Source organism: Caballeronia catudaia, from assembly GCF_001544755.2.
In the GTDB taxonomy this organism is placed as follows: domain Bacteria; phylum Pseudomonadota; class Gammaproteobacteria; order Burkholderiales; family Burkholderiaceae; genus Caballeronia; species Caballeronia catudaia.
Genome location: NZ_FCOF02000015.1, coordinates 89,144 through 109,713, shown reverse-complemented (window position 1 = coordinate 109,713; position 20,570 = coordinate 89,144). Strand labels below are relative to the sequence as shown.

Sequence of the window (20,570 nt, the reverse complement as noted above, 5' to 3'; positions counted from 1 at the left end):
AAGTGCCTTGGGGCGCGCGCGATAGACTCGCGCGCGCCTTCGACGAGGCGTCTGCGCAAGAGCGCAGTCATGCAAAAGGAAAGTCATGTCCAAGGAATTTGATGTCGTCGTGATCGGCGCGGGCCCTGGCGGCTATATCGCGGCGATTCGCGCAGCGCAGCTCGGCAAGTCGGTTGCGTGTATCGAGAAGTGGAAGAACCCGGCGGGCACGTTGAAGCTCGGCGGCACGTGCCTGAACGTGGGCTGCATTCCGTCGAAGGCGCTGCTGGCGTCGTCGGAAGAATTCGAGAATGCGTCGAAGCATCTGGAAGATCACGGCATCAGCGTGTCGGACGTGAAGCTCGATGTGTCGAAGATGCTCGCGCGCAAGGACGGCATCGTCGAGAAGATGACGAAGGGCATCGAGTTCCTGTTCCGCAAGAACAAGATCACGTGGCTCAAGGGCCACGGCAAGTTCGCCGGCAAGAGCGGCGCCGGCGTGCAGATCGAAGTGTCGGGCGAAGGTGAGACGGAAGTCGTTACGGCGAAGAACGTGATCATTGCGACGGGTTCGAAGGCGCGTCATCTGCCGGGCATTCCGGTCGACAACAAGCTGATCGCCGACAACGAAGGCGCGCTGTCGTTCGACTCCGTGCCGAAGAAGCTCGCCGTCATTGGCGCGGGCGTGATCGGTCTGGAGCTCGGCTCGGTGTGGCGTCGTCTGGGCGCGGAAGTGACCGTGCTCGAAGCGCTGCCGCAATTCTTGGGCGCCGCCGACGAATCGCTCGCGAAGGAAGCTGCGAAGCAGTTCAAGAAACAAGGTCTCGACATTCACCTCGGCGTGAAGATCGGCGAAGTGAAGACGTCGGACAAGGGCGTATCGATCGCTTACACGGACAACGCCGGTAACGCGAAAGAGCTGGAAGCGGACCGCCTGATCGTGTCGATCGGCCGCGTGCCGAACACCGACAACCTCGGTCTCGAAGCGATCGGCCTGAAGGCGAACGAGCGCGGTTTCATCGACGTCGACGATCACTGTGCGACGAGCGTGCCGAACGTGTACGCGATCGGCGACGTCGTCCGTGGCCCGATGCTCGCGCACAAGGCGGAAGACGAGGGCGTAGCGGTGGCGGAAATCATCGACGGTCAGAAGCCGCATATCGACTACAACTGCGTGCCGTGGGTCATCTACACGGAACCGGAAATCGCGTGGGTCGGCAAGACCGAGCAGCAGCTCAAGGCCGAAGGCCGCGAGATCAAGACGGGTCAGTTCCCGATGATGGCCAATGGCCGCGCATTGGGTATCGGCAAGGCGGAAGGCTTCGTCAAGATGATCGCCGACGCGAAGACGGACGAGATTCTCGGCGTGCACGTGATCGCTGCGGACGCGTCCGACCTGATCGCGGAAGCGGTCGTCGCGATGGAGTTCAAGGCGGCGTCGGAAGATATCGGCCGCATTTGCCATCCGCATCCGTCGCTGTCGGAAGTGATGCGTGAAGCGGCGCTCGCCGTCGACAAGCGCGCGTTGAACATGTAAGACGGCTCGGCTTCGAGCAAGGCATCGCAAACGAAGGCGAGCGGATAACACCGTTCGCCTTCGTCACTTCGAACGGCAGAAGATGAACGTCACCGAATACTACGAAAACGAGCTGCGCACGCGGGGTTATCAGTCGGACGGGGCGCAGCTCGCGGCGGTCGCGCGCCTGCAGCGCTGCTACGAGGAATGGGTCGCGTACAAGGCGCGCCGCTCGAACGCGCTCAAGAAGCTTCTCGTGCGCCCGGACCTGCCGCGCGGTGTCTATATGTGGGGCGGCGTCGGGCGCGGCAAGAGCTTCCTGATGGACAGCTTCTATGCGATCGTGCCCGTGCAGCGCAAGACGCGCCTGCATTTCCACGAGTTCATGCGCGAAGTGCATCGCGAGCTGGAAGAGCTGAAGGGCCAGGCCGATCCGCTCGATGAACTCGCCAAGCGCATCGCCAAACGCTTCCGGCTGATCTGCTTCGACGAGTTCCATGTCTCCGATATCGCCGATGCGATGATCCTGTATCGCCTGCTCGACCGGCTGTTCAAGAACGGCGTGCAGTTCGTGATGACGTCAAATTATCAGCCGGACACGCTGTATCCTGAAGGGCTGCATCGCGACCGGCTGCTGCCGGCGATCGAGCTCATCAAGCAGCACCTCGACGTGCTCAACGTCGATGCCGGCACCGATTACCGCAAACGCACGCTGTCGCAAGTGAAGGCGTATCACACGCCGCTCGGCGCGGCGGCCAACGAAGTTTTGCGCGCGGATTTCGCGAAGCTCGCGGCCGTGCCCGACGAAAGCCCGATCCTGCATATCGAAAAGCGCGAAATCAAGGCGCTGCGCAAGGCGGACGGCGTCGTATGGTTCGATTTCGCCACACTATGCGGCGGCCCGCGCTCGCAAAACGACTACCTCGAACTGGCGAACCGCTTTCACGCGGTGATCCTGTCGGACGTGCCGCAGATGACGCCGCGCATGGCGTCCGAGGCGCGCCGCTTCACGTGGCTCATCGACGTGTTCTACGACCACAAGGTGAAGCTTTTGATGTCGGCGGCCGTGCCCGCGGAAGAGCTGTACGTGGAAGGCCCGATGGCCAACGAGTTTGCGCGCACTGTTTCGCGTATCGTCGAAATGCAGTCGAAAGAGTATCTGGAGGCGCCGCGACGCGTCACGGATGTTTCGCTGACCTAATACGAGAATCAAAAATATGCCGTTAGCCAAACGGCATAAGCCTTTTAGGGGAATTTAGAGATTCGGACCACTCTTATTTGCTGGGTTTGCGGTACTCGGTATCGTCGATACCAGTTATCAGTCAGCAAATTGGAGAATTTACCGTGAAGCCCTACCGCGACATGTCCGATGAAGAATGGCAGATGGTCGCACCGCTGCTTCCCGAACTGCGTCCGCGTTCCGAATTGCGAGGCCGCCCGCTCGCCAACACCCGCGCCGTGCTGAACGGCGTGCTCTGGGTGATGTACAGCGGCGCATCGTGGTCCACGCTGCCGCGCAAATATCCGTCGTATCAGACGTGCCATCGGCGGTTCAAGGCGTGGCATGAGTCGGGCGTGCTGCTGCGGGTCATGACGCAGTTGTTCGGGCCGGCCGGCGAGTCGCTCTATGCGCTGATGACCTCGCGCATGCGCGTGCCAGCGGAACTGCAATCTGAAAACGTGGAAGTAGCGGAAAGCGCGCAAGCCGATGAGGCGCGTCAGCGTCGCGCCGCATGATCTCGTAGAAGCCGAGACGCGATGAGCAAAGCCGGTCGAAGACATGGATCTTCGACCGGCTTTGTCGTTTCTGAACCCGCTGCTGAATCCTACTGCTCGCGCACCCAGGTCTGCGAGCGCCCCAGCAGCGACACGCCGATATACCCGCGCACGACGAGCTTCTGCCCGCCGTCCTCGAGCGTCATCTTGCATTTGTAGAGCTTGCCGCTTTCCGGATCGAGAATCTGGCCGCCTTGCCAGGAATCGCCGTCGCGGCGCATGCCGCTGAGGATCGTCATGTTCCTGAGCAACTGATCCTTGCGCTCACCGGTGCAGGCCGTGCAGCGCCGGTCCGGCTGATCCAGCCTGCCAATGCCGCGCACGATCTTGCCCGACAACTCGCCGCTGCCGTTGTCGGTGATTTCGATAATCGCTTTCGGCTGGCCGGAGGCATCGTCGATGGTTTGCCAGGTGCCCGCAGGCGTCGCTTGCGCGAAGGCGCTCGCCGAAACGATCGCCAGCAGCGCGCCGATCGCCCGGCGCTGGCCGATGAAACCGGTCATCTGCATCTCCTTGTTCTTCGATTGGACGTGCGAAAGCTTACGGGAAAGGCCCCGCATTCGACTGAGAGGAAAGCTTCTAGCGCAGGCCCGCTTCGAGCGTGGCGAAGGTGCGCTCGTCGGTGCGATCGAAATGCAGCGGCGTCACCGACACGCGGCCGGACGCAACCACAGCCGTTTCGCTATCGGGCGAATCGGGGCGCGGGCCACGCTGAAAGCGCAGCCAGTGATAGTCGATGCCGCGCGGATCGACCATCGGCAGAACATCAATGCCTTCCACGAGTCCCACGCCTTGCCGCGTCACGGTGAGCGGACCGGCGGCGGACGCGTCGCAATCGGGGAAATTGACGTTCAGGCAGGTGGGCGCGTCGTGGGAAATCGACAGCAACTGGCGGATCACGCCCGGCGCCAGCGTGCGGGCGGTGTCCCAGCGCACGTTTTCGCGGTCGGTGAAGGCCTGGCTGAGCGCGATCGACGGCAGGCCGAGCAGCAGGCCCGTCATCGCGGCGCCGACGGTGCCGGAGAACATCGTCTCGACGCCGAGATTCGCGCCGCGGTTGATGCCCGACAGCACGAGCGTGGGCGGCGCGTCCTTCATGATGTGGCGCGCGGCCATCACGACGCAGTCGCCGGGCGTGCCTTGCACGCCGTAGCGCCGCTCGCCCTGACGCGACACGCGCAGCGGCGAATGCAGGCTGATGGAATGCGACGTGCCGCTTTGATCGTGCTCGGGGGCGATCACCCAGACTTCATGCGCGAGTTCGGCGGCGACGGCTTCGAGCACGGCGAGACCGGGCGCGTCGATGCCGTCGTCGTTGGTGATGAGCACACGCTGCACGATGGGTGAGAGGGCGGACATCGCGAATCACTGGGTCGATGGTTGAAAGAATCGACCAATTATTACAGAGTTCGCGTGGCGCGGTCCGGATCGGCGTGTGAACGCTTACTTCACGCCCAGGCCGCGCAACAATGCGTTGCCGTCCGCGGTCAGACGCACTTTCGGCGTGCCGGCTTCCTGCGACACGATCTCGACATAGCCGTACTCCTTCAGCGATGCGACGTCGGGCGTGGCCGCCATCACGTCGATGGGCGCGTGCATCAGCAGAAGCAGGGTGGCGATTTCGTGATGGCTCAAGAGCTTTTTGATGGCTCGCACGGGAGCGGAAGCCGGACGGCGGAAGTTCATGAACGAAGTCCTCGGGTTACATGACGATGCGCGGCGCGGCGGGCGTCGTGCCCCTGCGCTGACCTTGATGTCGATGGAGTGCGAGCAGGTTATCGGCCGACTCTTAGGCGAAACTTAAAACGCGCGGCGCACCGTGCGGCGAGTTGTTACGCCGGGTGTCACGAGCTCAGCAGGCGTTTCACTGCGAGGCGGTCAGAAGCGATAGTCGGGGTTTTTCGGGTCGAAAGTCAGGTCGTCGAAAGACTTGATCTCGACGCGCTCGAACACGACGCTTTCGAAGATATTACCGTCGTTGTCGTACGACTCCAGCGTGCGGAATATCGGCCGTTCGAGGTCGAGCCCGAGCACTTCCTTTTTCGCGTAGAACCCGGGATGGCCATCGGGCGTTTCGTATGTGAGCGCAACCACGCGCAGCCCGTCGATCGTTTTCACGTCGATATTCGTCGGCTTCGTGATGCCTGCTTCGGCGAACTTGCGCCCCTCGTCGATGAAGCGCTGCGTGATCGCGTCGATGCCGAGTTCGCGGATCGAATGATTCGACTGCGCGCGGGCGAGCGGGCCGTTCACGGAGGTCCACATCGGCACGATACTCAGGAAGCCGCCGAGATGACCGTAGAGTTCGCCCGGGCGCACGGAGTCGTCGTAGATGATTTCCTGGCCCGCGTGCGCGCCATCGGGCAGCCATTTCGCGTAAATGCGCAACGGCTCGCGCGTGACGCGCACGAGCATGTGATCGGCGCGCTTCGGCCACTTGCCCTTGATGCGCTCGCGCCGGCGCATCGTGAATTCGCAGGAAGCGAAATCGCGCAAGCCGTCCCGCAGGTAGCGCGGCAGCGTGCGCGCATCGAGCGAGCGGAAGAGGGCGACGAGCTGCGCGTCGTCGAGTTGCGCGAGCGCGCCGCTCGTGGCCGCCCGCGAAAGCCATTGGGTCTGCTGCTCGACGCCGAGACCGCCGACGCGCGAGGCTTCCTGCACGGTCTGCGCCTTCGCGGCCGCATCCATGACCAGCAAACAGAGCCACAACAGGCCCGCGCAGGCGAGCCGCAATCGCGCACGCGGCATGAGCATCTCCGAAGGTCGATCCTTGTTTCGATCCGGCTCCGCGCAACTCATTCGCGCAGTTCACGTCTGAGCACCTTGCCGATCGTCGTGAGCGGCAGCGCATCGCGAAACTCGACGTAGGCCGGCACCTTGTAGCCGGTCAGGTGTAAACGGGCGAACTTCAGCAGTTCTTCCACCGTGAGCGTGTCATCGCGCCGTACGACGAACGCCTTCACGCGCTCGCCGGTGACGGCATCGGGCACGCCCACGGCCGCCACCGCGCGCACCTTTGGATGCGCCGCGAGCACATCTTCGATTTCGTTCGGATACACGTTGAAGCCCGACACGATCATCATGTCCTTCTTGCGGTCGATGAGCCGGATGATGCCGCGCGCATCCATCACGCCGATGTCGCCGGTCGCGAGCCAGCCGTTCGCGTCGATGACGTTCGCCGTGTCTTCGGGACGGTTCCAGTAGCCTTTCATCACTTGCGGGCCGTGCACGCAGAGTTCGCCCGGTTCGTCGACGTTCGCCCACGCGCCGTCTTCGCGGCGCATGCGCACGAGCGTCGATGGCACCGGCACGCCGATCGTGCCGTCGAACGCGCTCTCGCCATGCGCGTCGAGCGGCGTCGCGGCGACGAGCGGAGAACATTCGGTGAGGCCGTAACCTTCGACGAGCGTGCGGCCCGTCAACGCCCTGAAGCGCTCGGCGATCACGCGCTGCGTCGCCATGCCGCCCGCCATCGCGAGCTTGAGCGCGGAGAAGTCGCGCTGGCGGAAGGCGTCGTTGTCCATGAGCGCGCTGTAGAGCGTGTTGAGCGCGGTGATCGCCGTGAAGTTTTCGTGACGCAGCGCGCGCACGAGCGCACGGATATCGCGCGGATTGACGATCAGCACGTTGCGCGCGCCGATCGCGAGAAAAGCGAGCGCGTTCACGGTGAGCGAATAGATGTGATACAGCGGCAACGGTGTGACGATGATCTCTTCACCGTCGACGAGCTGCCCGCCCGCCCATTCGAGCGCCTGTAACAGATTTGCGATGACGTTGCGATGCGTGAGCATCGCGCCCTTCGCGACGCCGGTCGTGCCGCCGGTGTACTGAATGAGCGCGATATCGCCGTGCCCGATTCTCACCGGCTCGAACGTCCGCCGCGCGCCGCGCGCGAGCGCTTGCGGCAGGCGCACCGCATCGGGCAGCGCGTAGGCGGGCACCTGTTTCTTCACGTGACGCAGGATCAGATCGATCACGCGGCCTTTCACGTTGAGCCCGTTGCCGAGCAGATCGCCGAGCCCGGTCACGACGATGTTCCGCACGCGCGAGCCCGGCCGCGCGTCCTGCACGGTCTTCGCGAAGTTCTCGAACACGACGACGGTCTGCGCGCCGCTGTCCTTCAGTTGATGGCTGAGCTCGCGCACCGTGTAGAGCGGATTCACGTTGACGACGATCGCGCCCGCGAGCAGCGTGCCGAACAGGGTGACGGGATAGGCGAGCGTATTGGGCATCATCAGCGCGACGCGGTCGCCGGGCTTTACGCCGACGCTTTGCAGATACGACGCGAACGCATGCGCCTTTGCACCGAGCGTCGCGAAGGTCAGTTCGGAGCCGAGACTCACGAACGCGACGCGATCGGCGAAGCGGCCGACGCACTCGTCGAAGAAATGCGCGAGCGAACGATAGCGCGACGGGTCGATCTCGCGCGCGATATCGGGCGGATACGACGCGTACCAGATGCCGTCCGTCGCGTGCGGCTCCGAAACCCCGCGCGGCGCTGCCTCTCCCGGTCTCATGTGGTGTCTCCGTTGGCTTATATTCTTTTCGCCAAGGCTCGCTGCCTACCGTTCCAGTATCGCGACGACGCCCTGGCCGCCCGCCGCGCAAATCGAGATCAATCCGCGCAGCGGTTTGCCGTCGCCGCGCTCGGGCGCTTGCGCGAGCATCTTCGCCAGCGTGCCGACGATGCGCCCGCCCGTCGCCGCGAACGGATGGCCCGTCGCGAGCGAGCCGCCGTTCACGTTCAGCCGCGCGCGATCGACGAAGCCGGGCGGCGCGTCGAGGCCCAGCGCGGTGCGGCAGTATTCGTCGTCTTCCCACGCAGCGAGCGTGCATAGCACTTGCGCCGCGAAGGCTTCGTGAATCTCGTAGTAATCGAAGTCCTGCAACGCGAGGCCGGCGCGCGCGAGCATCGAAGGCACGGCGTAGGCGGGCGCCATCAGCAGGCCTTCGCGCTTGTCGAAGAAATCGACGGCCGCCGTCGCGGAGAACGTCAGGAACGCCTGCACCGGCAGCCCGCGCCCGGCGGCCCATTCTTCCGATGCGAGCAGCACGGCCGAAGCGCCATCGGTGAGCGGCGTCGAATTGCCGGCGGTGAGCGTGCCCGCGTCGCGATCGAAGACGGGCGTGAGCGCCGAAAGCTGATCGAGCGATACATCGGGACGAAGGTTGTTGTCGCGCGCGAGCGCTTTGTACGGCGTCATCAGATCGTTGAAGAAGCCGCGCTTGTACGCCGCCGCGAGCTTGCGATGGCTCTCCTGCGCGAGCGCGTCCTGCGCCTCGCGCGAGACCTTCCAGCGTTTGGCCATCAGCTCGCAGTGCTCGCCCATCGAGAGGCCCGTGCGCGGCTCCGCGTTGCGCGGCAGGAGCGGCCGGAAGAACATGCCGGGCCGCAGCTTCGCGAAAGCGCCCAGGCGCTGTCCCGCCGAACGTCCGCGATTCGCTTCGAGCAGGATCTTGCGCATGCGCTCGTTCACGGCGATGGGCGCATCCGATGCCGTATCGACACCGCCCGCGATGCCCACGTCGATCTGCCCGAGCGCGATTTTGTTCGCGACGAGAATCGTCGTTTCGAGACCGGTGCCGCAGGCCTGCTGCACGTCGTAGGCGGGCGTTTCTTTCGCGAGCGTGGTCGAGAGCGCGGCTTCGCGTGTCAAATTGAAGTCGCGCGAATGCTTGACGACCGCGCCCGCCGCCACTTCGCCGAGACGCAGGCCGTGCAGGTCGAAGCGATCGACGAGCCCTTGCAGCGTGAAGCTCAGCATGTCCTGATTCGACGCGCTCGCATACGCCGTGTTCGAGCGCGCGAACGGGATGCGGTTGCTGCCGATGATGGCTACTCGCCGAACCTCGCGCCGAACCTCGCGCCGACCCTCGCTCATGGCAGCTCCCATTCGAAATGGCCGCGCAGATGCGGCCGGTCGCCCGCGAGATCGCGTACTTCGAAATCGCGCGCGGTGGGCGAGGGCGCGGCGGTCCACAGCGTCGCGTCGCCGGGCAGATAGAGCGGCAACTTGAAATCGCCGTGTGCGCGCCCGGACGCGAGCGCCTTGACCGGATGCAGCGCGGCGAGCGTGCGCCCGAGCGTCCACATGCCGTGTGCGATCGCGCGTGAAAAGCCGAACGCCTTGGCGCTCAGCATGTGCAGATGGATCGGATTGAAATCGCCCGATGCCTTCGCGTAGTCGCGTCCGAGTTGCGGCGGAAGCTGCCAGCGCGCTTCGCGCGCCAGAAGCGGCGCGCCCGCACCGGAGGCGTCGGCCGGTTCCGTCGAAACCGCCGCGCTTTCGCTGCGCGCGCCGCGCTTCAGATAGACGCTGTCGCCATCCCACACGGCCTCGCCGCGCCGATAGATGCGCGTATGCAGCGTGAAGGCCTGACCCTTCTGATGCGGCATCAGCGGCCCGCATTCCACCTCGATGCGCAGGTTCTGGCCCGCCGTGAGCGGACGCCGCAGCCGCACGGTGTTGGAAAGATGCACGACGCCGAGCGCGGACCACGGAAACGATGGATCGGTGAGCATCATCAGATGCAGCGGAAACGCGAGCACGTGCGGGAACGTGAGCGGCACGCCGTGCTCCGGAATGAACCCGCACACGCGCGCGTAGCGGCCGACCTGCTCGGGATCGAGTTTGACATCGGGACGCACGAGCCTGATCGCGGGCAATTCCGACGCGCGCGCGCGCCTGAAAAGCGCGGGCAGCGCGCGGCCGTAGAGCTTCGCGGGCGGCGGCAAGGTATCGATGACGACGGTGCGGGCGCGTGGCATCGTGGGAGCGTGCATCGGCATTGTTCTCCTTATGTCCTCTTTACGCTCCGATCAGGCTTTGCCCGCACACGCGCACGACATTGCCGGTGATGCCTGCGCTGCCCGGGCTCGCGAGCCACGCGACGGTCTCGGCGACATCGACGGGCAGGCCGCCTTGCCCCATCGAATTGAGCCGTCTGCCGGCCTCGCGCACGCCGAAGGGCATGCGCGCGGTCATCTGCGTTTCGATGAAGCCGGGCGCGACCGCGTTGATCGTGACGCCGCGCTCGCGCAGCAATGGCGCCAGCGCGCGCACGCGGCCGATCACGCCGGCCTTCGAGGTCGCGTAGTTGGTCTGTCCGCGATTGCCCGCAATGCCGCCGATCGACGATATCGCGACGATCCGCCCGTCATCGCGCAGAACGTTCTGCCCGAGCAGGACTTCGTCGATGCGTTCTTGCGCCAGAAGATTGATGTCGATGACGCTGTCCCACATTTCATCGGTCATACGCGCGATGGTCTTGTCGCGCGTGATGCCCGCGTTGTGCACGACGATGTCGATGCCGCCCGACGCGACGAGCGCCGCGGCGATCTCCGCGGGCGCTTCCGGCGTGGCGATATCCGCGACGAGCGCCGCGTGCGCGCCGCCGGAGGGCGACGCGTCTTCGATCGAGAGCATGGTCTGATCGAGCGCATCGCGGGCGGCGTCGACGTCGAGCCCGGTGACGATCGCGCCATGCTCGGCCAGCGTCGCCGCGATCGCCGCGCCGATGCCGCGCGCCGCGCCCGTCACGAGCGCGCGTTGGCCCGCGAGCGGCTTCGTCCAGCTTTGCGGGTCGGCGGAAGGCGCGTCGATCGTGACGACCTGACCCGACACATACGCCGAGCGCGGCGACAGGAAGAAGCGCAGCGCTGATTCGAAACTCGCGTCATCGGCGACGCGCAGCAGATTCGACGTGATGCCGTTGCGCGCTTCCTTGCCGAGCGAGCGGACCATGCCTTCGAGCGCGTGCTGCGCGGTGGCGGCCGCGACGCCCGCCATGCTCGTGGAAGTCGCGCCCGGGCGTGCGAGCACGACGATGCGCCCGTTCTTCGCGAGCGAGCGCAGCGCGTCGTGAAAGAACGCGTAGAGCGCATGCAACTGACTGCTTTGCGCGATGCCGGTCGCATCGAAGATCAGCGCTTCGACGCGGTCGCTGGCGAGCGAATCGCGCGCGCGTGGCTCGAAGCGGCCACTCATCGCACCGTGGCGCGCGGCGACGGGCAGCCAGCCCGATGCGCTTTCGTGCGCGACGCTCGTCATGCCGATGGCGGACAGCACGGCCATCAGGTCATCGAAGCGCGCCGGCGACGGTCCCGCGCCGATGGCCGCGATGCCGCCGAATTCGGCGCGATCCGCGCGATGGCGGCGCAAAGCTTCGGGACGCGGCAGGCCGAGCGAGCGTGCGATGCTCGTGCCGAAGGGCGAATTGACGAAGTCGAGATAGCGGTCTTTCATCGATTGGCAATCGGTCGTCGGGGCGCGCGGCGTTGTCTTGGCCTCGTTGCTTCAGGCGATGGCTTCGGGCGACGGCCGCTCAAGCGCCGCGCTGCGCTTTTGCAATGCTTCGAGGATACCGAAGTCTGCGGAAAAATCATCGACTTTCACGGCTTCGCGCGCATGCGCGGCCCATTCGGTCAGGAGCGCCCGCTCGTTCTCATCGATGAGACCGCGCCCGGCCGCGCGCTGCGCCCACGCGTCGATGTCTTGCGGGCTTTGCGGCAGTGGAGCGGTCTGTCCCGCTTTGACCGCGCCGCGCAGACGCGCTTCCAGCGCCGCGACTGCGGGCGTGAGCGCGAGCAGTTTTTCGCCGCGCGCGACTGGATCGGTTTCGATTGCCGAAACGTGCGAGCCCGCGAGGAGGCGCTCGCGTGCATCGCCGGGCGTTTGCATCAGCATCGCGATATCGTTGCCGAGCGCGTCGGCGCTCGGTGCATGCGGCAGCCCGAACGGGAACGCGACGGCGCGCAGGAAAGCCCCCGCCGCGCGGTTCGGATAGTTCGCGAGCAGGCCATCGAACGCGGCGCGCGCCTGATACAGCGTGTCCTCGGCGCCCCAGCGCACGAGCGGCAGATCGCTTTCGGGACGGCCGTCGTCCTCGAAACGCTTCAACGTCGCCGAGAGCAGATACAACTGCGAGAGGATATCGCCGAGCCGCGCCGAGAGCCGTTCGCGCCGCTTCAGTTCGCCCCCGAGCGTGAGCATCGTGACGTCGGCGAACAGGGCGAACGCGCTCGACAGGCGCGTGGCGGCGCGGTAGTAAGGCGCAAGGCGCGCATCGGCGTGCGCGGGTTTGCGCATGAGCGCGCCGCCGCAGCACGCGTACACGAAACTGCGCATCGCGTTCGACGCCAGAAAGCCCGCGTGGCCGAAGAACGCGGCGTCGAAGGCGCGCAGATCGTCGTCGCGCGTCGCGGCCATTTCCTTCAGCACGTACGGATGACAGCGAATCGCGCCCTGTCCGAAGATGATGAGGCAGCGCGTCAGGACGTTCGCGCCTTCGACGGTGATCGAGATCGGCATCTGCTGATACGCGCGCGCCAGAAAGTTCGACGGCCCCATGCAGATCGCTTTGCCCGCGACGACATCCATACCGTCGTTGATCACCTTGCGTGCGCGTTCCGTGATGTGATACTTCGCGATCGCCGATATCACTGATGGCTTCTCGCCGAGATCGACGGCCTGCGCGGACAGCCGCCGCGCCGCGTCCATCACGTAGAGGTTGCCGCCCATGCGCCCGAGCGCTTCCTGAATGCCCTCGAAGCGTCCGATCGACGTGCGGAACTGGCGGCGCGCGGCGGCATACGCGCCCGTGCCGCGCACCGCGAGCTTCGCCATGCCGACGTTCGATGAAGGCAGCGAGATCGCGCGCCCGGCCGCGAGGCATTCCATCAGCATGCGCCAGCCTCGGCCGACCTGCGCGCGTCCGCCGATGACCCAGTCCATCGGGATGAACACGTCCTTTCCCCAGTTCGGGCCGTTCTGGAACACTGCGTTGAGCGGCCAATGCCTTCGTCCGATATGCACGCCGGGATGGTGCGTCGGGATGAGCGCGCAGGTGATGCCGGGCGCGTCGGCCTCGCCGAGCAGATGATCGGGGTCGAGCGCGCGAAAGGCGAGGCCGAGCACGGTCGCGATCGGCCCGAGCGTGATGTAGCGCTTCTCCCACGTGACGCGAAAACCCAGCGTCTCGCGGCCTTCGTGCTCGGCGCGGCACACGATGCCGACATCGGGAATCGCGGCGGCGTCCGATCCGGCGTAGGGGCTCGTCAGCGCGAAGCAGGGAATGTCGTCGCCTCGCGCGAGCCGCGGCAGATAGTGGTCCTTCTGTTCCTCGGTGCCGTAGTGCAGCAGCAACTCGGCCGGACCGAGCGAATTCGGCACCATCACCGAAACGGCCGCCGCCGACGAATGCGTCGCGAGCTTCATGATGACCTGCGAATGCGCGTACGCGGAGAATGCCTTTCCGCCGTATCGCTTCGGGATGATCATGCCGAGAAAGCCGTGCTCCTTGATGTAGGCCCACGCTTCTGGCGACAGGTCTTGCCAGATCGCGGTCGTGTCCCAGTCGTTCGAGAGTTCGCACAGGCGCGCGCATTCATCGTCGATGAAGCCCTGTTCTTCTTGCGTCAGCGTCGGCGCGCTGTGCGCTAGCAACCGGTCCCAATGCGGGCGGCCGGAGAAGAGCTCCGCGTCCCACCAGACGGTGCCGGCTTCGATGGCGTCGCGTTCCGTCGACGACATCTGCGGCGGCATCTTGCGGAACGCGCCGAACACGTGCCGGCTGACGAGCGCGCGGCGCAGCGGCGTGACGGCGAGCACCAGAGCCTGCAAAACGAAGACGATCGCGAGCAGCGTGACGCCGACGGCCCCCGTCACCCCGATGACTGGCCCCGCGGCCACCCAGATTGCGAGCGCCGCGAACCACGCCACGGCGGGCGCTTGCAGAAACGTCAGCGCGCTGCCGAGAAGCAGGAAAGCGACGACGTAGAAAGCGGACATCACGGATCTCCGAGGTTATCCGCATCGAAGCACGCATCATGCCACGGAGTTTTCTCGCACGGGCTCGGCTCGGGCAGGTTGCTGCAGCGTCCGCTCGTCAAATTAGAGGTCTTACTCGGAACCGGCCCGGATTAGGACGGATCTACTTTGGTGCCCAATATTCGGGAGTTATCCTGACGTCTTGACTTCTGAGTAGTTATTTGATTGCGATTAGTTCGATTTACTAAACAAGCTAAACCGAAAAGATTTTGACGCCCCGCGTCCGCGGGGCGTCGAAGGGTGCTGCGGAACGTCTTTTGCCGGATCGGCCGCAGCGAGTCACAACACCGGGGCTTCTTGTTGTGACCACCTGCCACGTGCGTGGTGGCCACGGGAGCATATGTGAGCGTGGAGAAGAACGATCAATTAGTCAGGCTAAACATCGGCGTCACACCTTATGAAGCCAACTTTTCGGATTGGGTGGTCATTACGGGAGACTTGCTTTATCTGCTGATTCGTTCCAGCGGCGAAATGAATTTCCTGCGCATTCCATTGGACTTTCAAATGCTCGACAGCATCCGCGAGTCAGCCGAGTGGAGCGAAGACGGCATGTACAGAGGCATGTTCGGTGAACCAACGTTGCTGGCCATCTATCTGGCGCTGGTTTTCCTCGACCATAACGTGCCCGTTGCTGCCATCCAGCATGAACTCCGCATGTCCGACACGACGATGAAATGGCTGCTCGCCGTCCGACAGTGTACCGAGGGCGTCATGGACCCGGGCGGCATCCTGCGCCTGATCCGTCTATTGAGGTTCGACGACGGGCAGGCTTAGGCCGGTGATTCGTGTTTGCCGACGGCGGTTTCGAACCGGCTGCCCCGCTCTTGCGAGGCGGTCGTTCGCGAGTGAGCGTGGTTCAACAATTCGCGATCCGGCCAGAGGCGAGTCGATGCTCGAATCGGAAAACGAATGCGCTCGAGAAGTGAAGCCGGAAAACAAAAACCCCACGACGATGCGTGGGGTTTTTGCATGCGATGCGCTCAAGCGAGCGTCTCGCGAAAGAGAGACCTTGGTGCCCAGGAGAGGACTCGAACCTCCACGGTGTTGCCACCGCTAGGACCTGAACCTAGTGCGTCTACCAATTCCGCCACCTGGGCCAAGGGGTACAGCAAGCCCGCTATTTTAGCGGGAACGGACGCCGTGTCAATCGAAACGTCATACGACTCGAATGAAACAAAAATACGGTCTCCGCACAAAAAGAAAAAGCCACCCGAAGGTGGCTTTTTCAAACATCTGGTGCCCAAGAGAGGACTCGAACCTCCACGGTGTTGCCACCGCTAGGACCTGAACCTAGTGCGTCTACCAATTCCGCCACCTGGGCCAAGGGGTACAGCAAGCCCGCTATTTTAGCGGGAACGGACGCCGTGTCAATCGAAACGTCATACGACTCGAATGAAACAAAAATACGGTCTCCGCACAAAAAGAAAAAGCCACCCGAAGGTGGCTTTTTCAAACATCTGGTGCCCAAGAGAGGACTCGAACCTCCACGGTGTTGCCACCGCTAGGACCTGAACCTAGTGCGTCTACCAATTCCGCCACCTGGGCAAGGTGCGTCTTGCTACAAAGTTACTGCAAATTCGCTGCTGGTTCGAGTTCGTTCAGCAGCAAAGAACGCCATTATAGCCCGTCCAATACGTCTGTCAAGCATTTCGATGCGGCATGCATCGTGGGGCGCCAGCCGCGCCGCGTCCGCCCGCAAGCCCGTGGCGCTTAAACGACGGGTGTTAGAATGACCCGCAACGATGACCGCCTTTCCGTTTGCAAAGCATCGCAAAAGTCCGACCAACGAGAAAAAACACGACTACGCCCTTGAGCAAATATCCGTATCCGATTCCGAGCCGCGAAGAAATTCTCGGCGTGCTGCGCACGAGCGAGACACCGCATGCCGCGAACGACATTGCCGAGGCGCTGTCGATCAAGCGTCAGGAGCGCGAAGGATTTTTCAAGCGACTGGCGGCAATGGAGCGCGACGGGCAGATCCGCCTCGACAAGCGTGGCCACTATCAGCTCACGCATCCGTCGAATTTCGTGGCGGGCCGCGTGCAGGGGCATCGCGACGGCTTCGGCTTCCTGATCCGCGACGACGGCCAGGACGATCTCTTCCTTCCCAACGGCGAAATGCAGAAAGTCATGCACAACGACCGCGTGCTCGCGCGCATCGTCGGGTACGACCGGCGCGGGCGGCCGGAAGGGCATATCGTCGAAGTCACGGATCGTGCGAACAAGCGCGTCATTGGGAGGCTGATCAACGAGAACGGCGCGCTCATTCTCGTGCCGGAAGACAAGCGCATCGGGCACGACATTCTCATTACGCAGAATCCGAAGAAGGCCAAGGTCGGGCAAGTGGTGTCCGTCGATCTGACGGATTTCCCGAGCCGCCATTCGCAGCCGCTCGGCCGCGTGATGGAAGTGATCGGCGATATCGACGATCCCGGCATGGAAATCGAGATCGCCGTGCGCAAATACGGCGTGCCGCATCAGTTCAGCGACGCCGCGCTGGCTTCTGCCGCGAAGCTGCCCGACGAAGTGCGTCCGGTGGATATTCGTCATCGCGTCGATTTGCGCGACGTGCCGCTCGTCACCATCGACGGCGAGGACGCGCGCGATTTCGACGACGCCGTCTATTGCGAGCAGGTCGCGGTAGGGCGCGGCCAAGGTTTCCGTCTGCTGGTCGCCATCGCGGATGTATCGCACTACGTGCGCCCGAACGATGCGCTCGACGTCGACGCGCTCGATCGCAGCACGTCGGTGTATTTCCCGCGTCGCGTGATCCCGATGCTGCCGGAGAAGCTGTCAAACGGACTGTGCTCGCTGAATCCGCAGGTCGATCGTTGCGTGCTCGTGTGCGACATGGTCATCACTGCGCGTGGCGAGATCAAGGCGTATCAGTTCTATCCGGGCGTGATGCATTCGGCGGCGCGGCTGACGTATACCGAAGTCGCGGCCGTGCTCACCAACACGAAGGGCCCGGAAGCGGCGAAGCGCGCCGATATCCTGCCGCAGCTCCAGGATCTCTACGGCGTCTACAAGGCGCTGCATGCCGCGCGTCAGAAACGCGGCGCGATTGATTTCGATACGACCGAGACGTATATCGTCGTGAACCCGCAGGGCAAGATCGAGCAGATCGTGCCGCGTCATCGCAACGACGCGCATCGGCTGATCGAGGAATGCATGCTCGCGGCGAATGTCTGCGCGGCGGATTTTCTGAAGCGCAACAAGCATCCGGGGCTGTACCGCGTGCATGCGGGGCCGACCGAGGAAAAGCTGGAGAACCTGCGCACGTTCCTGCGCGGCGTCGGTCTGACGCTGACCGGTGGCGAGAAGCCGCACGCGAGCGATTACGCCGCGCTGATCGCGCAGATTCGCGACCGGCCCGACGCGCAAATGCTGCAATCGATGGTGCTGCGCTCGATGCAGCAAGCCGTGTACAGCCCGGACAACATCGGCCATTTCGGGCTCGCGTATGAAGCGTACGCGCACTTCACGAGCCCGATTCGGCGCTATCCCGACTTGCTCACGCATCGCGCGATCTACGCGATTCTGCAAGGCAAGAAGTATCTGCCGGACGTCGGGCACGATGTGTCGCTGAGCACGGGTTTGACGAAAGCCGCCCGCGAAATGCAGAAGGCCGACGACACTGCGCGCGGCCGCTCGCGCAACAGCGTTGCGATCTGGGAGGAACTGGGCCTGCATTGCTCGTCGAACGAGCGGCGCGCCGACGAAGCCTCGCGCGACGTCGAAGCGTGGCTCAAGTGCTATTTCATGCGCGACAAGCTCGGCGAGGAATACGGCGGCATGGTCAACGGCGTGACGTCGTTCGGCATTTTCGTGCAGCTGGATTCGTTGTTCATCGAAGGGCTCGTGCATGTGACCGAGCTCGGCTCCGATTACTTCCAGTACGACGAGATCAAGAACGAGCTGCGCGGCGAGCGCACGGGCATCCGCTACCGGATGTCGGATCGCGTTCGCGTGCAGGTGAGCCGTGTCGATCTCGATGCGCGCAAGATCGATTTCCGGCTCGTGCGCGATACGCCGGTGAAGTCGCAGTCGCCGCGTCCGTCGTCGTCGGCTGGTGCCGCGGAGATGGCGTCGAGCGGCAGTGGTGTCGCGGGTCCGCGCATTCGTCCGCTGCCCGACGACGACATGCCGGGCACGCGCGCGCGCGGCGGCACGAAGAAGGGCGCGGCGCCAGGCGGCGCGCGTGGCGGCGTGGCGACGAAGCGCGGCGCGACGAAGACGGCGTCGAGCGGGCGCGCGGCGCGTAAGAAGCGGTAAGAAGCGGTAGAAAGCGGTAAGAAGCGATAGACGAGCGGCGCGCACGACGCCGCCACACGAATACGCGCGGCCCGGTGGCGATTGCTTCGGGCCGCGTCGTGTTTTTCAAGTTCTCAGCGAAGGTTCGGATCAGTCATGTCACGTCTCAAGGTTCTATACGGTTTTCACGCAGTGACCGCGCGTCTGCGCGCGGATGCATCGTCGATCGAGGAGGTGCTGTACGACCCGTCGCGCAAGGATCGGCGCATGCAGGACTTTCTGCGGACCGCGAAGGAAGCGGGCGTGCGGCTGATCGCGGCGGACGAATCGCGGCTGTGGGGCCTCGCGGGCAATATTCAGCATCAGGGCGTGGTCGCGCGTGCGCATGATCTGCCGCTTGCGCAGAATCTGGCCGAACTGCTCGATGGCATTTCGGGCACGCCGTTGCTGCTGGTGCTCGACGGCGTCACCGATCCGCACAACCTGGGCGCGTGTCTGCGCGTCGCGGATGCGGCGGGCGCGCATGCGGTGATCGCACCGCGCGACCGGTCGGCGGGCCTGAATGCGACGGCGGCGAAGGTGGCGAGCGGCGCGGCGGAAAGCGTGCCGTATATCACCGTGACGAATCTGGCGCGCGCGCTGCGCGAGCTCAAGGATGCGGGCGTCTGGGTGATCGGCACGGCGGGCGAGGCGACCGCGTCGCTTTACGAGACGAAGCTGGAGGGGCCGGTGGCGATCGTCGTCGGCGCGGAGGGCGAGGGCATGCGGCGTCTGACCCGCGAGACGTGCGACGAGATCATGAATATTCCGATGGCGGGGACGGTCGAGAGTCTGAATGTTTCGGTGGCGAGTGGCGTTTGCCTGTTCGAGGCGGTCAGGCAGAGGGCGGTGAAGAAGTAAGGCAACGCAATCTAATTAGAACGTTAAGCGCGCAATTGCATGGCATCTCTTAGTTCAATCTTTGAACGTCTGACTCCAGCGCATCGGGCGGTGTTGCAGTGGTTCCATAGTCATAAGGGGCAAGAGGTGTCATGGCCTCAACCACTGCAAGACGGAACGCTCGTTGTGGCGACGCCGAAGGGAATCTATAAGCCGAAAGATATCGACTACGCAGTAAGCGTGCGTCAGTCGCCGGGCGCTGATCGCGATCGAGCCGAAGAGCTATGAAGTGTTTGTTTCGCCCAAGCTGCGAGATAGCGAATACGGTTCACTTTCGAACCGCCGGATTAGTTTGCCCAGATTGTCCAAGGGCCGGCCAGATACCAATGTTCTGCTCGAGCACAAGCGATGGGTGCTTTCGCTCTGGGATGCCGACTTCGATCGGGCGAAGGCAAACCAATTCGCGAAGCTAGGAAACGCGGATGTACAAAATAGACTGTTCGATGAGTTTGAATAGAGCGCTGGCCGCATTGATATCGGCGTGCTTCCTCACCGCCTGCACCACCCAACACGACCGCACCACCTACATCGCCGACACGCGCTACCGTGCCCAAAACGCCGACTCCCGGACCCGCTTCCTCGTGATGCACTACACCGAGATCGACGAAGCGCGTTCGATCGAGGTCCTGACCGGCGACTCCGTCAGCGTCCACTACATCGTCCCCGACGTCCCGCGCATCGAAAAAGGCGAACCGGTCGTCTATCAACTCGTGCCCGAAGACAAACGCGCATGGCACGCCGGGATCAGTTCCTGGCAAGGCGCGACCGAACTCAACGCTTCATCCATCGGCATCGAGAACGTGAACCTCGGCCCCATCGGCGATGGAAAATGGCAACCGTACCCGCCCGCGCAAATCGACGTGCTCATCAAGCTCTCGCGCGACATCGTCACGCGCTATGCCATTCCTCCGACGCGCGTCGTCGGCCATAGCGACATCGCGCCGCAACGCAAGATCGATCCGGGTCCGCTTTTTCCGTGGCGCGCGCTGTACGATGCCGGCGTGGGGGCATGGCCCGACGACGCGAACGTCGCCGCGCATCTCGCCGGCCGCGACCGGCAAGCGCCCTCCGACGTGCGCGCGCTGCAGGAAAAACTGAAGCGCTACGGTTACGACGTAGCGACCGACGGCGTACTCGACGTCAAAACGCGCCGCGTCTTCAGCGCCTTTCAGATGCACTTCCGCCCGTCGGACTACGCTGGCAACGCCGACGCGGAAAGCGACGCCATCGCCCAGGCCTTGCTCGACAAGTACTTCGCCAACTAAAAAAGAGCCCGC

Annotated in this window: 16 protein-coding genes and 3 tRNA genes; 7 read left to right on the top strand and 12 right to left on the bottom strand. The window is 64.2% G+C overall.

What is annotated here, in order from left to right; translation table 11 throughout:
- Nucleotides 1-85 precede the first annotated feature (85 nt).
- The 3 genes from lpdA (at nucleotide 86) to AWB75_RS18005 (ending at nucleotide 3,232) form a co-directional block, all read left to right on the top strand.
- Nucleotides 86-1,516, top strand: coding sequence for a dihydrolipoyl dehydrogenase (gene lpdA, locus AWB75_RS18015; RefSeq protein WP_061125443.1), 1,431 nt, complete (start codon nucleotides 86-88; stop codon nucleotides 1,514-1,516).
- A gap of 82 nt (nucleotides 1,517-1,598) precedes the next feature.
- Complete coding sequence (gene zapE, locus AWB75_RS18010; protein ID WP_061125442.1) at nucleotides 1,599-2,696, top strand: cell division protein ZapE; 1,098 nt, start codon at nucleotides 1,599-1,601, stop codon at nucleotides 2,694-2,696.
- Nucleotides 2,697-2,839: 143 nt separating this feature from the next.
- A complete protein-coding gene (locus AWB75_RS18005; RefSeq protein ID WP_061125441.1) occupies nucleotides 2,840-3,232 on the top strand; it encodes a transposase in 393 nt (130 codons plus the stop codon).
- An 89-nt stretch (nucleotides 3,233-3,321) separates the two neighbouring features.
- On the opposite strand, the gene AWB75_RS18000 is transcribed toward AWB75_RS18005, so the two are convergent.
- From AWB75_RS18000 to AWB75_RS17960, 9 genes are all read right to left on the bottom strand, one after another.
- Nucleotides 3,322-3,780: a DUF2147 domain-containing protein gene (locus tag AWB75_RS18000; RefSeq protein ID WP_061125440.1), complete on the bottom strand. Its 459-nt coding sequence runs from the start codon at nucleotides 3,778-3,780 to the stop codon at nucleotides 3,322-3,324.
- A 70-nt stretch (nucleotides 3,781-3,850) separates the two neighbouring features.
- Nucleotides 3,851-4,630 carry a 5'/3'-nucleotidase SurE gene (gene surE / locus AWB75_RS17995; RefSeq protein WP_061125439.1) on the bottom strand — a complete coding sequence of 260 codons (780 nt, stop codon included), beginning with the start codon at nucleotides 4,628-4,630 and terminating at the stop codon, nucleotides 3,851-3,853.
- Between the two features lie 84 nt (nucleotides 4,631-4,714).
- The gene (locus AWB75_RS17990; protein WP_061125438.1) at nucleotides 4,715-4,957 is read right to left on the bottom strand and encodes a hypothetical protein; all 243 of its coding nucleotides are present in this window, start codon (nucleotides 4,955-4,957) and stop codon (nucleotides 4,715-4,717) included.
- A gap of 192 nt (nucleotides 4,958-5,149) precedes the next feature.
- The gene (locus tag AWB75_RS17985) at nucleotides 5,150-6,019 is read right to left on the bottom strand and encodes a DUF1571 domain-containing protein (RefSeq protein WP_061125498.1); all 870 of its coding nucleotides are present in this window, start codon (nucleotides 6,017-6,019) and stop codon (nucleotides 5,150-5,152) included.
- 47 nt (nucleotides 6,020-6,066) lie between these two features.
- Nucleotides 6,067-7,788, bottom strand: coding sequence for an AMP-binding protein (locus AWB75_RS17980; RefSeq protein WP_061125437.1), 1,722 nt, complete (start codon nucleotides 7,786-7,788; stop codon nucleotides 6,067-6,069).
- A 45-nt stretch (nucleotides 7,789-7,833) separates the two neighbouring features.
- Nucleotides 7,834-9,153, bottom strand: coding sequence for an acetyl-CoA C-acetyltransferase (locus AWB75_RS17975; RefSeq protein WP_061125436.1), 1,320 nt, complete (start codon nucleotides 9,151-9,153; stop codon nucleotides 7,834-7,836).
- Nucleotides 9,150-10,055, bottom strand: coding sequence for a MaoC/PaaZ C-terminal domain-containing protein (locus AWB75_RS17970; RefSeq protein WP_061125497.1), 906 nt, complete (start codon nucleotides 10,053-10,055; stop codon nucleotides 9,150-9,152). The genes AWB75_RS17975 and AWB75_RS17970 overlap by 4 nt, the downstream gene beginning before the upstream one ends.
- A gap of 25 nt (nucleotides 10,056-10,080) precedes the next feature.
- Nucleotides 10,081-11,517 carry a 3-oxoacyl-ACP reductase gene (locus AWB75_RS17965; protein WP_061125435.1) on the bottom strand — a complete coding sequence of 479 codons (1,437 nt, stop codon included), beginning with the start codon at nucleotides 11,515-11,517 and terminating at the stop codon, nucleotides 10,081-10,083.
- Between the two features lie 51 nt (nucleotides 11,518-11,568).
- Nucleotides 11,569-14,061, bottom strand: a complete 2,493-nt coding sequence (locus AWB75_RS17960; RefSeq protein WP_061125434.1) for an acyl-CoA dehydrogenase — start codon at nucleotides 14,059-14,061, stop codon at nucleotides 11,569-11,571.
- Nucleotides 14,062-14,448: 387 nt separating this feature from the next.
- Here AWB75_RS17960 and AWB75_RS17955 point away from each other — a divergent pair, with 387 nt between their 5' ends.
- Entirely contained in the window at nucleotides 14,449-14,874 is a 426-nt protein-coding gene (locus AWB75_RS17955; protein WP_235012146.1) for a hypothetical protein, read from the top strand.
- Between the two features lie 236 nt (nucleotides 14,875-15,110).
- Here AWB75_RS17955 and AWB75_RS17950 read toward each other — a convergent pair.
- From AWB75_RS17950 to AWB75_RS17940, 3 genes are all read right to left on the bottom strand, one after another.
- Nucleotides 15,111-15,197 (bottom strand) — tRNA-Leu (locus tag AWB75_RS17950).
- A gap of 137 nt (nucleotides 15,198-15,334) precedes the next feature.
- Nucleotides 15,335-15,421 (bottom strand) — tRNA-Leu (locus AWB75_RS17945).
- Between the two features lie 137 nt (nucleotides 15,422-15,558).
- Nucleotides 15,559-15,645 (bottom strand) — tRNA-Leu (locus AWB75_RS17940).
- Nucleotides 15,646-15,909: 264 nt separating this feature from the next.
- On the opposite strand from AWB75_RS17940, the gene rnr reads away from it, so the two are divergent.
- The 3 genes from rnr (at nucleotide 15,910) to AWB75_RS17925 (ending at nucleotide 20,558) form a co-directional block, all read left to right on the top strand.
- Nucleotides 15,910-18,375, top strand: a complete 2,466-nt coding sequence (rnr, locus tag AWB75_RS17935; RefSeq protein ID WP_061125433.1) for a ribonuclease R — start codon at nucleotides 15,910-15,912, stop codon at nucleotides 18,373-18,375.
- A 135-nt stretch (nucleotides 18,376-18,510) separates the two neighbouring features.
- Nucleotides 18,511-19,254: a 23S rRNA (guanosine(2251)-2'-O)-methyltransferase RlmB gene (gene rlmB, locus AWB75_RS17930; protein WP_061125432.1), complete on the top strand. Its 744-nt coding sequence runs from the start codon at nucleotides 18,511-18,513 to the stop codon at nucleotides 19,252-19,254.
- 482 nt (nucleotides 19,255-19,736) lie between these two features.
- Nucleotides 19,737-20,558, top strand: coding sequence for an N-acetylmuramoyl-L-alanine amidase (locus AWB75_RS17925; protein WP_061125495.1), 822 nt, complete (start codon nucleotides 19,737-19,739; stop codon nucleotides 20,556-20,558).
- The last annotated feature ends 12 nt before the right edge of the window (nucleotides 20,559-20,570 follow it).

What these genes read in the sequence shown, in the direction of transcription:
- lpdA (WP_061125443.1), top strand. Translation starts at nt 86, where the DNA reads ATGTCCAAGGAATTTGATGTCGTCGTGATCGGCGCGGGCCCTGGCGGC.
- AWB75_RS17990 (WP_061125438.1), bottom strand. Translation starts at nt 4,957, where the DNA reads ATGAACTTCCGCCGTCCGGCTTCCGCTCCCGTGCGAGCCATCAAAAAG.
- AWB75_RS17975 (WP_061125436.1), bottom strand. Translation starts at nt 9,153, where the DNA reads ATGAGCGAGGGTCGGCGCGAGGTTCGGCGCGAGGTTCGGCGAGTAGCC.
- AWB75_RS17970 (WP_061125497.1), bottom strand. Translation starts at nt 10,055, where the DNA reads ATGCACGCTCCCACGATGCCACGCGCCCGCACCGTCGTCATCGATACC.
- zapE (WP_061125442.1), top strand. Translation starts at nt 1,599, where the DNA reads ATGAACGTCACCGAATACTACGAAAACGAGCTGCGCACGCGGGGTTAT.
- AWB75_RS17925 (WP_061125495.1), top strand. Translation starts at nt 19,737, where the DNA reads ATGAGTTTGAATAGAGCGCTGGCCGCATTGATATCGGCGTGCTTCCTC.
- AWB75_RS17980 (WP_061125437.1), bottom strand. Translation starts at nt 7,788, where the DNA reads ATGAGACCGGGAGAGGCAGCGCCGCGCGGGGTTTCGGAGCCGCACGCG.
- AWB75_RS17960 (WP_061125434.1), bottom strand. Translation starts at nt 14,061, where the DNA reads ATGTCCGCTTTCTACGTCGTCGCTTTCCTGCTTCTCGGCAGCGCGCTG.
- AWB75_RS17965 (WP_061125435.1), bottom strand. Translation starts at nt 11,517, where the DNA reads ATGAAAGACCGCTATCTCGACTTCGTCAATTCGCCCTTCGGCACGAGC.
- AWB75_RS18000 (WP_061125440.1), bottom strand. Translation starts at nt 3,780, where the DNA reads ATGCAGATGACCGGTTTCATCGGCCAGCGCCGGGCGATCGGCGCGCTG.
- AWB75_RS17985 (WP_061125498.1), bottom strand. Translation starts at nt 6,019, where the DNA reads ATGCCGCGTGCGCGATTGCGGCTCGCCTGCGCGGGCCTGTTGTGGCTC.
- rlmB (WP_061125432.1), top strand. Translation starts at nt 18,511, where the DNA reads ATGTCACGTCTCAAGGTTCTATACGGTTTTCACGCAGTGACCGCGCGT.
- surE (WP_061125439.1), bottom strand. Translation starts at nt 4,630, where the DNA reads ATGTCCGCCCTCTCACCCATCGTGCAGCGTGTGCTCATCACCAACGAC.